Below are 13,819 nucleotides of genomic sequence, written 5' to 3'. Positions count from 1 at the left end.
TCCAGCCTACGTGCAAGGGGTTGCCCGGATTCCGCGCTCCCGGAATCGTCGGAGCCGGACGGAAAGGAGTCCCATGACCGTCGTCGGCTTCCATGCCTCGCACGAGCAGATCTCCCCCCAACGCCTCCTGCACGACGTGCAGCGCGCCGAGGAGGTGGGCTTCCAGGCGGCGATGTGCAGCGATCATCTCGCCCCCTGGGGGGTCCGCCAAGGCGAGTCGGGGCATGCCTGGACGTGGCTCGGTGCCGCCCTGCAGGCCACCCGCCTGCCCTTCGGCGTGGTCACCGCGCCCGGGCAGCGGTACCACCCTGCCGTCATCGCGCAGGCGATCGCGACCCTCGAGTCGATGTTCCCCGGCCGGTTCTGGGCGGCGCTCGGCAGCGGCGAGGCGATGAACGAGCACGTGACGGGCGACCCGTGGCCGCCGAAGGAGGAGCGCGACGCGAGGCTGCTCGAGGTCGTCGACGTGACGCGGCGGCTCCTCCGCGGCGAGGAGGTGAGCCACGACGGGCGGATCCGCCTCGACCGGGCGCGCGTGTGGAGCCTGCCCGAGGTGCCGCCCCCGCTCGTCGCTGCCGCGGTCGGCGAGGAGACGGCCAGGGAGGCCGCCGGCTGGGCCGACGGCCTCATCACCGTCGACCAGGACCGGGCCGCCCTCCGCCGCGTCTTCGACGCCTACCGCGAGGCCGGCGGCCGAGGCCCGCTCGCGGTGCAGGTGCACCTCAGCTGGGCGCCCACCCGAGAGGAGGCGCTCGCGATCGCGCACGATCAGTGGCGGAACGGGCTCGTGCAACCGCCGGAGAGCTGGGATCTCGCGTTCCCCGAGGAGTTCGACGCGAAGACCGCGGATGCCTCCCCGGAGGACCTCACCCGCGCGGTGCAGATCTCCGCCGACCCGGCAGAGCACCTCGGCAAGCTGCTCGAGCTCGTCGAGGCGGGTGCCGACCGGATCTTCCTCCACCACGTCGGCACCGACCAAGCGGCCTACCTCGACGTCTTCGGCGAGCGCGTGCTGCCCGAGCTCACCGGGGCGGCCCGATGAAGATCACAGCCCGCGGCGACCTCTGGTGGAAGACGGCGGTGGTCTACTGCCTCGACGTCGAGAAGTACCTCGACTGGAACGACGACGGCATCGGCGACTTCGAGGGGCTCGGGCACCGGCTCGACCACCTCGCCGAGCTCGGCGTGTCGTGCCTCTGGCTCATGCCCTTCCAGCCGTCGCCGCGGCGCGACGACGGGTACGACATCACGGACTTCCAGGCGATCGACCCGCGCGTGGGCACCTTCGGCGACTTCGTGGAGTTCATGCGCATGGCGAGGGATCGCGGCATGCGCGTGATCATCGACTTCGTGATGAACCACACGTCCGACCGGCATCCGTGGTTCCGGGAGGCCAGGCGCAGCCGCGACTCGAAGTTCCGCGACTTCTACGTGTGGCGCGACCGCCCGCCGAAGGGGAAGCAGCAGCTCGTGTTCCCCGGCGAGGAGCAGAGCGTGTGGGAGTACGACGAGCGCACCGACCAGTACTACCTGCACTCGTTCTACCGGCACCAGCCCGACCTGAACATCGCGAACCCCGAGGTCCGCGATGAGATCGCGAAGACCATGGGGTTCTGGCTCGAACTCGGCGTCTCCGGGTTCCGGGTCGACGCCGTGCCGTTCCTGATCGAGCCGCCCGAGGGGGTCGACATCGGCGACCCGCACGAGTTCCTCCGCGACCTCCGGCGGTTCCTGCAGCGGCGTTCGAGCGAGGCGATCCTGCTGGGCGAGGTGAACCTGCCGTACGAAGGGCAGCTGGACTTCTTCGGGCACCCCGACCGCCCGGCCGAGCTCACCATGCAGTTCGATTTCCCGGCGATGCAGCGCATGTACCTGTCGCTCGTCCGCGAGGACGCCACCCCGCTCGCCGAGACGCTCGCCTCGCGGCCAGAGGTGCGGGTCGAGGCGCAGTGGGCGAACTTCGTGCGCAATCACGACGAGCTGACGCTCGACCAGCTGAGCGACGAGGAGCGCACCGAGGTGTTCGACGCGCTCGCGCCCGAGGAGTGGATGCGGGTGTACGGCCGCGGCATCGCCCGCCGGCTCCCCCCGATGGTCGAGGGGGATCCGCGCCGGATCGAGCTGATGTACAGCCTGCTCTTCTCGCTGCCCGGCACGCCGGTGCTGTTCTACGGCGAGGAGATCGGCATGGGCGAGAACCGCGAGCTCGGCGGCCGGATGACCGTCCGCGGGCCGATGCAGTGGTCCTCCGAACGCAACGGCGGGTTCTCGCGGGCGCCGGCGCGCAAGCTCGTCGCGAAGCCGCCGACCGACGGGTACGCACCCGAGCACGTGAACGTGGAGGCGCAGCTGCACGACGAGGGCTCGCTGCTCTCGCGCATCCGCAGCTTCGCCCACCGGTTCCGGAGTTCGCCGGAGATCGGCTGGGGTGCGTTCGAGGTGCTCGACCAGGACCAGCGCTCCGTGCTGGCCCACCGGATGAGCACCGACTTCGGCAGCTTCATCGCGCTGCACAACTTCGCGCCGCGCCCGGTCACCGTCGGGCTCTCGCTCGGAGAGGTGGCCGAGGAGGCCAGGCTCTCGGACCTCCTCGCCGAGACGGTGGTGCCGATCGACGACAGCGGACGGGCAGCGGTGGAGCTCGGCGCGTACGGCTACCGGTGGTTCCGGGTCGTCGACTCGGCGGACCGCCGGCTGACGTGACGGCCGCGCCGAGGCGACGCACGGCGTCGCCTCGGCGCGGGCGTCAGCTCGCGCGTTCCTCGCGAACAGCGGGTCAGCTCGCGCGTTCCTCGCGGACGCGCTGACCGACGACGGCCGAGACGCCGTCCTGACGCATCGAGACGCCGTAGAGGGCGTCGGCGATCTCCATGGTGCGCTTCTGGTGGGTGATGACGATGAGCTGGCTCGACTCGCGGAGGCCCTCGAACGTCGTGAGCAGCCGGCCGAGGTTCGCGTCGTCGAGGGCGGCCTCGACCTCGTCCATGATGTAGAACGGGCTCGGCCGGGCCTTGAAGATCGCGAGCAGCAGCGCGACGGCGGCGAGCGACCGCTCCCCGCCCGAGAGCAGTGAGAGCCGTTCGATCTTCTTGCCGGCGGGCTTCACGCTCACCTCGATGCCGGTCGTCAGGAGGTCGTCGGGATCGGTGAGCGCGATGCTGCCTGCGCCGCCCGGGAAGAGGATGGGGAAGACCTCGCCGAACGCCTCGCGGGTGTCCTCGAACGCCGACCGGAAGATCGACTCCATCTTGCCGTCGATCTCCTCGATGATCGTGATGAGATCGCGGCGGGTGTTCGTGAGGTCGGTCAGCTGCTCGGTGAGGAACTTGTGCCGCTGCTCGAGCGCCGCGAACTCCTCGAGGGCGAGCGGGTTGACCCGGCCGAGCTGGGCGAGCTTGCGCTCGGCCTGGGCGAGTCGTCGCTGCTGCTCGTCGCGCACGAACGGGCGCCCGGCGGGTGCCTCGTCGGCGGCGGAGGCCGAGAGCGCGTCGCGCTCGCCGCCGGCTTCGTCGCCTGCTTCGGCCTCGTCGTCGACCGGGCCGGCCGCGTCGACCGGGCCGGCATGGCCGGCGGCGGATGCCCCGAGCACGTCGTCGGGCACGAGCTGGTCGGGCCCGTACTCGGCGACGAGCACGTCCTCGGCGAGCCCGAGCTCGGACTCGGCGCGCTCGAGCAGGCCCGACAGGTGCAGCTTCTTCTCGTAGATGCGCAGCTCGAGCCCGTGCACGTCCTCGGTCACCGAGTGCAGCCGCTCTCGTGCGGCGGCCTCGTCGCGACGGACCCGCACGAGTTCCTCGTTGCGGCTCGCCCGGTCGGCCTCGGCGCGGGCGAGCGCCACCCTCGCCTCGGACACCGAGCGGTCGACGGACGCGAGCATGACGGGCAGCGCCTCGGCGACCCGCGTCGCCGCAGCCAGCTGTGCGCGCCGGATGACGGCCCGGCGGGCGGCATCCGCTGCAGCCTGCTGCTCCGCCTCGAACCGGCGCTGCATCGCCTGGATGCGCTGCTGCTCGGCCCGCACGCGCTCCCGGGCCGTCTCCAGCCGGAGCCGGTGCTCGACCTCGCCCTCGCGGGCGCGTTCGAGTGCGGCGAGCGCGGCATCCCGCACGGTGGCGTCGAGGACGGGCCGGGGCAGCTCGCGCGCCGCGGCCAGCTCCGCCTTCGCCGCCTCGGCGACCTGCTCGGCCTCGGCGACGCGCTCGTCGGCCTTGACGAGCGCGTCCTGCAGTCGCTCGGCCTCGGACTCGGCGGCCTCGGCCTGCACCCTGGCCCGGTTCAGCCGTTCGGTGCGCTGGGCAAGCTGTGCGTCGTACTCGCGGAGCGCCGTGAGTGCGAGCTTGGCCTGCTCCTTCGCGTGCGCATGGGCCTCGCGCTGCTCGGCGAGCTCGAACCGGTCGCGCTCGAGCTGCGCGGCGACCTCGTCGCGGCGGGCCGCGGCGCGGTCGCGCTCGGCGATGAGCTCGATGCGGCTCTGCGTCCGTCCGGTGCCGCCGCGGACGACGTAGCGGCCGACGACGGTGCCGTCGCGTGTGATCACCGTCGCAGGACGTTCCAGCGCCGCGATCGCGGGCACGGCGGCTCGCGCCGCGCCGAGGTCGTCGGCGACGAGCACCTCGCCGAGGAGGGCCAGCACACCGGGCGGCGCCTGGACGACGGATGCCGCGGCGACGAGCCCGTCGACCGCGATCGGGTCCTGACGGGCGGCGGCGGGCTCGGCGATTGCGAGCGCGACGCGGCCGAGGTCGCCCTCCTCCGCATGGGCGAGGGCGGCGAACGCCGCTTCGGGGTCGTCGACGAGCACCGCGTCGGCGAGCGAGCCGAGCGCGGCGGCGACGGCCGCCTCGTAGCCCGGCTCCACGTGCATGCGCTCGGCGAGCAGGCCTCGCACGCCGGCCAGGCCCGAGGCCGCGACCGCGGCCGAGCCGTCGCGCTGGTCGAGCGCGAGCGACAGCGCGGCGATGCGGGCGGCGAGGGCATCGCGTTCGCGTTCGCGCTCGTGCAGCCCTTCGCGGATGCGCTCGATCTCGGCCTCCGCCTCGAAGACGCGCGCCTGCGCGAGCTCGTATGCCTCGTCGAGGTCGGTGTCGGCCGCCTCGGCCTGGTCGGCCTCGGCTTCGATGCGGGCGAGCTCGGCGGCCGCGCGCTCCCGCCGTTCGGCCGACGCGTCGAGCGCGTTGCGGTGCCGCAGCACCTCTCCGCGGACGGCGGCGAGCTTGCCGGCGGCGGCGTCGGCCTGCCCGGTGAGCTTGGAGATCCGGAGGTCGTACGCCGAGACCGCTGCGGCCTGCGCGGCGACCTGCTCGTCGACCCGGTCGAGCTCGGCCCGTGCGGCGGCGGTCGCGGCGGTCGCGGCATCGAGCTCGGCCTGCGCCTGCCCGATCGCTTCGCCGAGCGTCTCGAGCTCGGCGGTCGCGGCTTCGATGCCCTGCCTGGTGACGGTCGGCGTCGCCTCGGGCTCGCGGGCGTCGGCGCCGAGCAGGGCGATCCGCTGGCGGGCCAGCTGGTCGAGTGCCCGGAGCTTCTCCTGCGCGGCTTCGAGGGCGAAGGCCGTGCTTCTCGCGTCGTCGACGCCGTCGCCGAGCTGCGCCTGCTCGAGCCGTTCGACCTTCGCCTGGTGCTGTTCGAGCTCGGCCTGCAGCACGAGCCGTTGCGCGTGCCGTTCCTGCTCGCTGCGGCCGTGCTCGTCGAGGGCGCGCTTCAGCCCGACGACCTCGTCGGCGAGGAGCCGCGCTCTGGCGTCGCGCACGACGGCCTGGATGGTGGCGGCCTCGCGGGCGACCTCGGCCTGGCGTCCGAGGGGCTTCAGCTGGCGCCGGATCTCGCCGGCGAGGTCGGAGAGGCGGGTCAGGTTCGCCTGCATGGCGTCGAGCTTGCGGAGCGTCTTCTCCTTGCGCCGGCGGTGCTTCAGGATGCCCGCGGCCTCCTCGATGAAGCCGCGTCGTTCCTCGGGTGTCGCACGGAGGACCGCGTCGAGCTGCCCCTGGCCGACGATGACGTGCATCTCGCGGCCGAGGCCGGAATCGCTGAGCAGCTCCTGCACGTCGAGGAGGCGGCACTGCTCGCCGTTGATCGCGTACTCGCTCGTGCCGTTGCGGAAGAGCGTGCGCGAGATCGTGACCTCGCTGTACTCGATGGGCAGCGCGCCGTCGGAGTTGTCGATGGTGAGGCTCACCTCGGCGCGGCCGAGCGGGCCGCGCGTGGACGTGCCGGCGAAGATGACGTCCTCCATCTTGCCGCCGCGCAGCGACTTCGCCCCCTGCTCGCCCATGACCCACGCGAGCGCGTCGACGACGTTGGACTTGCCCGACCCGTTCGGGCCGACGATGCACGTGACGCCCGGCTCGAACGCGAACGTCGTCGGCTGGGCGAAGGACTTGAAGCCCTTCAGCGTCAGGCTCTTCAGGTACATGGTCCCCCGGGTGCGGCTGGGCGGTGCGGATGCCTCGCACGAGCGTACCGGAGCGGACGCCCGCTTCCGCTCCCCCGCGCCGCCTCCGGGCTGATCCGCGGTTGCCGTCGCCGCGCGGCGCTGGATATGCTGGCCGGCTGCCCTGACGGCCTGCGACGGCCAGCAGCGCTGCACGATCCGGACGAGAGGATGCCCCATGGACGGCGTGATCCGCCCGATCCCCGTGCCAGAGCGGCTCGGCACCCCCGAGTCGGCCGAGTTCGAGGCGTTCGCGGCGCTCGCGGAGGCCCTCGAGGTCGAGGTCTACGGCGACGCCGAGCTGAGCTACGGCGCAGACGAGCTGCTCGTCTTCTACGGCGACCAGCGCTACACGGCACGGCGGGCATTCGGCGCGTGGGAAGGCGACCACCTGGTGGGCGTCGCGAGCGTGTTCTGGGAGCTCGACCCTGGTGCCACCGTCGCGTTCTCGGCGACGCTCGGCGTGCGGCGCGATCGTCGCCGGGAGGGCATCGGCAGGAGCCTGCTCGCCGCACTGGAGGCCGCCCTCCGGGCCGAGGGCCGCACCGCGCTCGCCCTCCTCGCCGACCACCGGATCGAGCCAGGCCCGCCCGCCGTCGCCGCCTCGGCCGGCCGGCTCCGCGCGCCGCAGGGCGAGGCGAGCATCCCGGCCGACGATCCCGCCGCACGCTTCGCCATCGCGCACGGGTACGTCCTCGGTCAGCTCGATCGGGTCAGCGCGATGCCGGTCTCCGGCCGGGCGGCCGAGTTCCGCGAGCGGCTCGCGCGTCAGGAGGCATCCTCGCCGGGCTACCGGCTGCGCACCTGGCTCGACCGCACGCCCGACGACCTCATCGACGCGCTCGCCCGCGCCCGTGAGCGCATGTCGGTGGATGCCCCGAGCGGCGGCATCTCGTTCGAGCCGGAGCAGTGGGACGCGGAGCGCATCCGCGCCGCGGAGGCGGAGCAGCGCGCCGCCGGCCGCACCGCCGTCATTACGGCGGCCGTCGACGCCGCCGGCGATGTGGCCGGGTACACGCAGCTGACGCTGGCGCCGCGGAAGGCGGTCGCCTACCAGGACGACACCCTCGTGCTCGCGGCGCATCGCGGCCACGGGCTCGGCCTCCGGATGAAGCTCGCGAACCTCCTGGCGCTCATCGACGCCGATCCGTCGCGCGTACGGGTCGTCACCTGGAACGCCGACGAGAACGCCCACATGCTCGCCATCAACCTCGCGCTCGGCTTCGAGCCCATCGCGATCGAGTCGGCCTGGCAGCGGACGCTCAGCGGGCCGCGCGACGCATCCTGAGGCGCTGGCACCGCGGGCAGCGGTGCGACGAGCGGTTCATGAACGGCTCGCGCACGATCGGCGTGCCGCAGCGCGGGCACGGCCGGCCGGTGCGCCCGTACGCGTTCAGCGAGTGCGCGAAGTAGCCGGATGCCCCGTTGACGTTCACGTACTGCGCGTCGAAGCTCGTGCCGCCCTCGGCGAGGGCCTTCTGCAGCACCTCGCGGCCGGCGGCGAGCAGCTCGCCGGCGCGTCGGCGCGAGACGGACGCGGCCGGCTGCTCGGGATGCAGGCGCGCCGACCACAGCGCCTCGTCGGCGTAGATGTTGCCGATGCCGCTCACGAGTCCCTGGTCGAGCAGGGCCCGCTTCACGCCGGACGCCCGCCGTGCGAACGCGTCGAGGAACGCCGCCTCGGCGAACGCGGGATCGAGCGGGTCGCGGGCGATATGCGACACCTGGGTGGGGATGCTCCGCGCCCAGTCGCCGGAGACCCCAGCCGAGAAGCCCGCCACCTCGCCGTCGACGGTCGGCACAAGGCGGTCGACCGCCATGGAGCCGAAGATGCGCTGGTCGACGAAGTCGACCCGCAGCTCGCCGTGCTCGGGGTGCTCGAGGTGCAGCCGGATGCGGGCATGGCGGTCGTCGCCGGGATGATCGGGGGTGCGGAGCAGCAGCTGCCCGCTCATCCCGAGATGGCCGACGAGCGCACGCGGACCGGGCGCGGCATCCGTGTGCATCGGCAGCCAGAGGAACTTGCCACGACGGACGGCAGCCTCGATCGTGGCACCCGTGACGAGTGCCTCGAACGCACCGGATGCCGCGTCGTGGCGTTTCAGCGACCGCGCGTCGAGCACATCGACCGCGGCCACGCGAGCGCCGGTGACGGCAGGAGCGAGGCCGGCGCGGACGACCTCGACCTCGGGCAGCTCGGGCACGTCAGCGCTTCGCCGCGCTGAGCTCGGTCCAGGCCTCGAGCGCCGCGGCCATCTCGGCCTGCTTCTTGCTCGAACCGTCGCCGGACGCCACGACCAGGTCGCCGACCGACACCGTCGCGACGAAATGCTTGTTGTGGTCGGGTCCGGACTCGGTGACCGTGTACACGGGCGCGGGGGCGTTCAGCTTCGCCGCGATCTCCTGCAGGCTCGTCTTCGGGTCCATCGCCGCGCCGAACCGGCCGACATCGGCCATCAGCGGGCCGACGAGCCGGAGCACGAGGTCCGTCGCCTCGTCACCGCCCCGGTCGAGGTACACGGCGCCGATGATCGCCTCGACCGTGTCGGCGAGGATCGACGGCTTGTCGGCACCGCCCGTGAGCGTCTCGCCCCGGCCGAGCCGGATGAACGGCCCCAGACCGATGGCGCGGCCCACCTCCGCGAGCGCCGCACTCGAGACGAGGCTCGCGCGGCGCTTGGCCAGCTCGCCCTCGTCGAGGTCGGGATGATCGCGGAACAGCCGGACGGTGACGGCCTGGCCGAGGATGGAGTCGCCGAGGAACTCGAGGCGCTCGTTGGTCGGGATGCCGCCGTTCTCGTACGCGAACGACCGGTGCGTGAGGGCGAGCAGCAGCAGGTCGGGGTCGAGCTCGACCTGCAGCGTGCGCTGCAGCTCGTCGAGCGTGCGAGATCCCGACCCGGCATGTTCCGTCCGCGTCACGACCGGTCGTTCGATCGAGTCGGGCCGACTAGACGTCGGCGACCTTGCGACCCTTGTACTCGAGGAACAGCGGGGTGCCCGCCGAGTCCTCGACGACCTTCGCACGGTGCGGGAGGCTGTAGGTGACCTTGCCGTTCTCGACGGTCTTCACCAGCGTGGGGACCTCGGCCTTCCACTGCGAACGGCGCGCGTGGGTGTTGGCGCGTGACTTCTTCCGCTTGGGAACAGCCATGACTCTCTCTCAATCTCTCTCGTCGGCGTCGGATGCTGCATCCGCGCCCTCGTCTTCGGAAGCCTGGAACCCCGCGAGCGCGGCCCACCTCGGGTCGGAATGCTCAGGGGTGACGAGTTCCGGATGATCGGCCAGACGCAGCCCGGTCTCTGGGTCGAGACCCGGGCAATCAGGCCGGCACACCGGCTGGAAGGGCAGTGACAGCACCACCGCATCTCGGATGAGCGGTTCAAGATCCACGTGGTCGTCTTGAACCTCATACTCGAAAGCTTCCCCAGAATGATACGCGAAAAGCTCCTGGAACTCGACTTCGACCGGCAGGGCGATGTCGATGAGGCACCGACCGCACTCCCCCTCGGCGACCGCGTCGATCTCCGCGGTCGCGAGAATGCCCTCGTGCACGGACTCCAAACGGACGTCGATGTCGAGCTCGCTGCCGACGCGCACGGCGACCAGGCCTTCGCCCATGGCTTCGGGCGCGGCGAGCGTCACACGCTCCTCGCGCATCTCTCCCGGACGGTTGACGAGGTCGCGGACGCTGAAGCGGAACGGCTGAACTGGGGTGGCCACGATCGACGATTCTACGCGCCGGCGGGCGACCCCCGCCCGCGCAGCCGCACCGGACCGAGGAGCGACGCCGGCAGGAACACGGCGCGCAGGCGCACCGCGGGCGGGGCATCCGCGGCGAGCGCCTTCCTCACGTCGTGCACCGCGTCGCGGATCTCGTCCGCCGTGAGGCGAGCAGGATCGGCCTCGGCCGGCGGACCGTAGCGCTCGCGTTCGACGGCGTTCCGCAGCTCCGCGAGCGCGGCACCCGCATCCCCGTCGAAGGCCGGCCGGATCGCGACGTGTGCGGCGAACGCGCGGGGCGTCTCCGTCTCGGCACCGCCCGCGCCGAGGTCTCGCGCCGTCGCGCGGATCTCGTCCCACGCCGCCTGCGCGCGCCCCGGCCCGTGCCTCGCGCGGCGCCGCCTGGACCAGCGCTGACCGAGGCGCAGCGCGGCGGGCGCGAGCACCACGAGGAGGGCGAGCACGCCGAGCGCGCCCACCCGGAGCCACACCTCCCCGGCGGTCGAGGTCGCACCGACGGCTCCGGCCGACAGTCCGCGGTCGGGGTCGAGTTCGGGCCGGCCGGTCTGCGGCGCCGCGGAGCCCGACGGCAGCGGCGAGGTCGGCCCCTGCGCCGCATCGGGCCGGGTGTAGGAGGGCACCACGCCGCGGCCGGGCGTCGGCTCGAAGGCCACCCAGCCCACCCCGGCGAAGAAGAGCTCGGGCCAGGCGTGCAGGTCGTGGCTGTCGACCTGCACCACGGACAGGTTGTCGATCCGCTCGTCGGTCGGCGACCCCGCGACGTACCCGATCGAGATCCGCGAAGGGATGCCGACCTCGCGGGCGAGCACCGCCATCGTCGAAGCGAAGTGCACGCAGTAGCCCTCGCCCACCTCGAGGAAGCTCGCGATGACGTCGAATCCGCCGCCGTCGTACCCCTCCTCGACCGGGGCGTCAACCGAGTACGAGAAGTCCTCGCCGCGCAGGAACTCCTGGATCGCCACCGCCGCGTCGTACGGCGTGGCCGCCGAGCCGGCCACGGCCGCCGCGGTCTCCGCGATCACCGCCGGACGGTCCTCGGGCAGCGCCCGGTACTGCGACAGGGCGTCGGAGGGCAGCAGGTCGGACGATCGCAGCTGCTCGGCCGTCGGGGTCGCGACCAGGCGGTTCGCCCGGTACCGCTGCCCTTCGGTGCTCGCGTCCACGCTCCGGACCGTCAGCGACTCGCGCTCCCAGAACCACGATCCGTCGAGCCGCTCGATCGACGCCGTCGGATACGGCACGGGCAGCCAGGTCGTGCGCAGTTCCTCGATCACGACGTCGATCGGATGCTCCGCCGTCTCGACGGCCTGGTCGAGGCCGATGGGGCGGGGCATCCGATCGACCGTGTTGTCACCGTCGACGGCGCGATCCGTGGCACCCCAGACCTCCCCCTCGAAGCGATCGAGCGTGAGGAGTGTGAAATACGGCCGGTCGCCGTCGCGGGCGGTGTAGCTGAACGCCGGTACCGCATCGGGTCGCCGGAGATCGCGCCCGAGGTCGATGAACGGGCTCACGCCGCGCGAGAAGAGCGTGCCGGTGCTCTGGCTGCCGAGCAGGAGGCTCTGCGAGATGCTCGGGGTCGATGCAGTGAGCACGGCCGCTGCGACCAGACCGATGCCAGCAACACCGACCGTGGCGCCGATCGTCGAGGCGAGCGGTGCCCGGCGCGGCGCGACCACGACCGCGGCATCCTCACCCGTGTCGGGATGGGCCAGCTCGGCGCGGCGCCGCACCCGCACGTCCAGCCGGAGCAGCACGAGGAACGCGGCCGCGGTGAAGAGCAGCACGATGACCTCTGCGCCGTCTTCGAGGATGAATCCCGGGATGAAGACCGGGACCAGCACCGGGATGGCGGCGAGCGCGGGCCGGCGGACGAGCTGGACGAGGACGTCGGCGGCGATCGCGAGGACGCCGACGCCGACGGCCAGGGCGAACAGGAGCGGCGGGACGGGGATCGCGGGGACGGACTGCTGCTGGATCGTGCGCTCCGCCCCGGCCATCAGCGTCGCGAACCGTTCGACGGTGTCCGCGGTCGGCACGATGAGCGCGAAGCTCGTCGACCCGCCGAAGACGAGCGTGAGGAGGATCACGAGCACGGCCGACTGGAGCACCGGGACGAGCCCGGCCGGCGTGCGGAGGGCGCGCAGCCCGAGTCCCGCGCCGAGCACGCCCGCGGTGATGAAACCGCACAGCCACCACCAGCCGGCGCCATCGACGAGGGAGCCGAGCGCGGACGTCGCCGCGAGCAGCAGGACGAAGGTCGCACCCGCGAGGAGCGCGCGGGCACCGATCGACAGCGGCGGCAGGTCAGGGCGCATCGGCGCCTCCGTCGAAGCCCAAGGCGGCGAGGCCGGTTCGGGCCCTCGTGCGCTCCGGACCGGTCTCCGCGTGGCGGGCGCTGCCCGAGCGCGCCCAGGCATCGGGCAGGTCGGACGCACGCCGCACGACGAGGACGTGCCAGTCGGCCTCCTCGAGCACGTCGACGATGCGCTGGGACACGCCCGGCACTACGAACGCCACGGCGGGTGAGAGCGAGGGCCGCAGCGCGACCAGGTGCTGCGCCTCCGCGAGGTCGGGGTCGACGAGGACGGCGTACCCGGGCATCCGCGCGTCGGTGCCGCCCGCAGTCGGCGGCGCCGCGTCCGCCGCCGGCGCGGTCCGATGACCCACCGGGCTCTCGAGCCGGGCGAGATCCTCGAGCAGGATCCGGTCGCCGCCCGGCATTCGATAGCCGTCGGGTGCGGCATCCGACAGCGGCCCTCGCGCCGGGTCGTCGAGGCGGTCGCCGCGGAGCCGGAATCCGCGCTCCAGCAGGTGAACACCGATGGATGCCGCGATCTCGACCGCGAGCTCGAACCCGAAGTGGCGGGGGTCGTCGCCGAAGCGGGCGACGGCACGGTCGGAGCGGCCGGAGAGCGTCGTGTCGAGGATGAGCCGCGCCTCGGGGTCGCCGCGCTGCTCCTCGTCGCGGACCATCAGCTCACCGCGCCGCGCGGTCGCGGGCCAGTGCACCCGCCGGAGCGGGTCGCCGTGCCGGTACTCCCGGGCGATGAACTCGTCGGAGTTCGGGTGCGTGCGCCGCTGGAGGCCGTGCAGCACGCCGTCGACCGCGGCCGCCGTGCCGATGACCGGGTCGAGCGGCGTGACCGCCGGCGTCACGATGAGCTCGTGCGCCGTGCCCACCGGCCGGGTCACGCAGGCCAGGCCGAACGGGTCGGTCGTCGTCACGCGCAACGGACCGACGTCGAACACGCCGCGCTGCACCGTGTGCAGGCGGTACTCGAGGCGTGCCGTGTCGTCGCCGCGCGGCAGCACGTGCTCCCAGGCGCCGAGCGCGGGCAGCACCGCCTCGCCGGGCGTGGTGAGCCCCGCGGGCGCGGAGTCCCGCCAGCTCGCGCCGTCGAGCGCGCGCTTCGAGCGGTTCTGCACCGTGAGCGAGACCCGTGTCGCGCCGCCCGCGCGCACGACGGGCGGGGCGAACGTGCGCTGCACCCCGAGTCGCGGCGCGCCGAAGCCGACGAAGACGAGCGCCACGAGCGGCACCGCGATGGCGATGAACGCCAGCAGCATCACATCGCGGAGGTCGAACCACAGCGTGATCGCGAGCAGCACCACGCCCACGACGAGCAGTGCCATCCCGCGCCGGG

Annotated in this window: 10 protein-coding genes; 3 read left to right on the top strand and 7 right to left on the bottom strand. The window is 73.1% G+C overall.

Going from position 1 to position 13,819, the window contains the following annotated elements:
* Positions 1 to 73: 73 nt before the first annotated feature.
* Positions 74 to 1,042 carry a TIGR03885 family FMN-dependent LLM class oxidoreductase gene (locus ABIQ69_RS06960; RefSeq protein WP_350349638.1) on the top strand — a complete coding sequence of 323 codons (969 nt, stop codon included), beginning with the start codon at positions 74 to 76 and terminating at the stop codon, positions 1,040 to 1,042.
* A complete protein-coding gene (locus ABIQ69_RS06955) occupies positions 1,039 to 2,703 on the top strand; it encodes an alpha-amylase family protein (RefSeq protein WP_350349637.1) in 1,665 nt (554 codons plus the stop codon). The genes ABIQ69_RS06960 and ABIQ69_RS06955 overlap by 4 nt, the downstream gene beginning before the upstream one ends.
* A 73-nt stretch (positions 2,704 to 2,776) precedes the next feature.
* On the opposite strand, the gene smc is transcribed toward ABIQ69_RS06955, so the two are convergent.
* A complete protein-coding gene (gene smc, locus ABIQ69_RS06950; protein ID WP_350349636.1) occupies positions 2,777 to 6,409 on the bottom strand; it encodes a chromosome segregation protein SMC in 3,633 nt (1,210 codons plus the stop codon).
* A 196-nt stretch (positions 6,410 to 6,605) separates the two neighbouring features.
* Here smc and ABIQ69_RS06945 point away from each other — a divergent pair, with 196 nt between their 5' ends.
* Positions 6,606 to 7,715, top strand: coding sequence for a GNAT family N-acetyltransferase (locus ABIQ69_RS06945; RefSeq protein WP_350349635.1), 1,110 nt, complete (start codon positions 6,606 to 6,608; stop codon positions 7,713 to 7,715).
* Here ABIQ69_RS06945 and mutM read toward each other — a convergent pair.
* From mutM to ABIQ69_RS06915, 6 genes are all read right to left on the bottom strand, one after another.
* Positions 7,690 to 8,631, bottom strand: coding sequence for a bifunctional DNA-formamidopyrimidine glycosylase/DNA-(apurinic or apyrimidinic site) lyase (gene mutM, locus ABIQ69_RS06940; RefSeq protein WP_350349634.1), 942 nt, complete (start codon positions 8,629 to 8,631; stop codon positions 7,690 to 7,692). The genes ABIQ69_RS06945 and mutM overlap by 26 nt on opposite strands.
* 1 nt (position 8,632) lies before the next feature.
* Entirely contained in the window at positions 8,633 to 9,301 is a 669-nt protein-coding gene (rnc, locus tag ABIQ69_RS06935) for a ribonuclease III (protein ID WP_350349980.1), read from the bottom strand.
* A gap of 76 nt (positions 9,302 to 9,377) precedes the next feature.
* Positions 9,378 to 9,581: a 50S ribosomal protein L32 gene (gene rpmF / locus ABIQ69_RS06930; RefSeq protein WP_022887809.1), complete on the bottom strand. Its 204-nt coding sequence runs from the start codon at positions 9,579 to 9,581 to the stop codon at positions 9,378 to 9,380.
* A gap of 9 nt (positions 9,582 to 9,590) precedes the next feature.
* Complete coding sequence (locus ABIQ69_RS06925) at positions 9,591 to 10,088, bottom strand: DUF177 domain-containing protein (protein WP_350349979.1); 498 nt, start codon at positions 10,086 to 10,088, stop codon at positions 9,591 to 9,593.
* 74 nt (positions 10,089 to 10,162) lie between these two features.
* Entirely contained in the window at positions 10,163 to 12,490 is a 2,328-nt protein-coding gene (locus ABIQ69_RS06920) for a DUF3488 and transglutaminase-like domain-containing protein (RefSeq protein ID WP_350349633.1), read from the bottom strand.
* A complete protein-coding gene (locus tag ABIQ69_RS06915) occupies positions 12,480 to 13,808 on the bottom strand; it encodes a DUF58 domain-containing protein (RefSeq protein ID WP_350349632.1) in 1,329 nt (442 codons plus the stop codon). Before ABIQ69_RS06915 ends, ABIQ69_RS06920 begins: the two co-directional genes overlap by 11 nt.
* Positions 13,809 to 13,819: the final 11 nt, after the last annotated feature.

This window comes from Agromyces sp. G08B096, assembly GCF_040267705.1.
Classification (GTDB): Bacteria; Actinomycetota; Actinomycetes; order Actinomycetales; family Microbacteriaceae; genus Agromyces.
The sequence above is the reverse complement of the archived record's forward strand: the minus strand, read 5'-3'. Positions and strand labels throughout refer to the sequence as shown.

Coding starts and splice junctions, on each gene's coding strand:
- ABIQ69_RS06960 (WP_350349638.1), top strand. CDS start 74: ATGACCGTCGTCGGCTTCCATGCCTCGCACGAGCAGATCTCCCCCCAA.
- ABIQ69_RS06955 (WP_350349637.1), top strand. CDS start 1,039: ATGAAGATCACAGCCCGCGGCGACCTCTGGTGGAAGACGGCGGTGGTC.
- smc (WP_350349636.1), bottom strand. CDS start 6,409: ATGTACCTGAAGAGCCTGACGCTGAAGGGCTTCAAGTCCTTCGCCCAG.
- ABIQ69_RS06945 (WP_350349635.1), top strand. CDS start 6,606: ATGGACGGCGTGATCCGCCCGATCCCCGTGCCAGAGCGGCTCGGCACC.
- rpmF (WP_022887809.1), bottom strand. CDS start 9,581: ATGGCTGTTCCCAAGCGGAAGAAGTCACGCGCCAACACCCACGCGCGC.
- ABIQ69_RS06925 (WP_350349979.1), bottom strand. CDS start 10,088: ATGCGCGAGGAGCGTGTGACGCTCGCCGCGCCCGAAGCCATGGGCGAA.
- ABIQ69_RS06920 (WP_350349633.1), bottom strand. CDS start 12,490: ATGCGCCCTGACCTGCCGCCGCTGTCGATCGGTGCCCGCGCGCTCCTC.
- ABIQ69_RS06915 (WP_350349632.1), bottom strand. CDS start 13,808: ATGGCACTGCTCGTCGTGGGCGTGGTGCTGCTCGCGATCACGCTGTGG.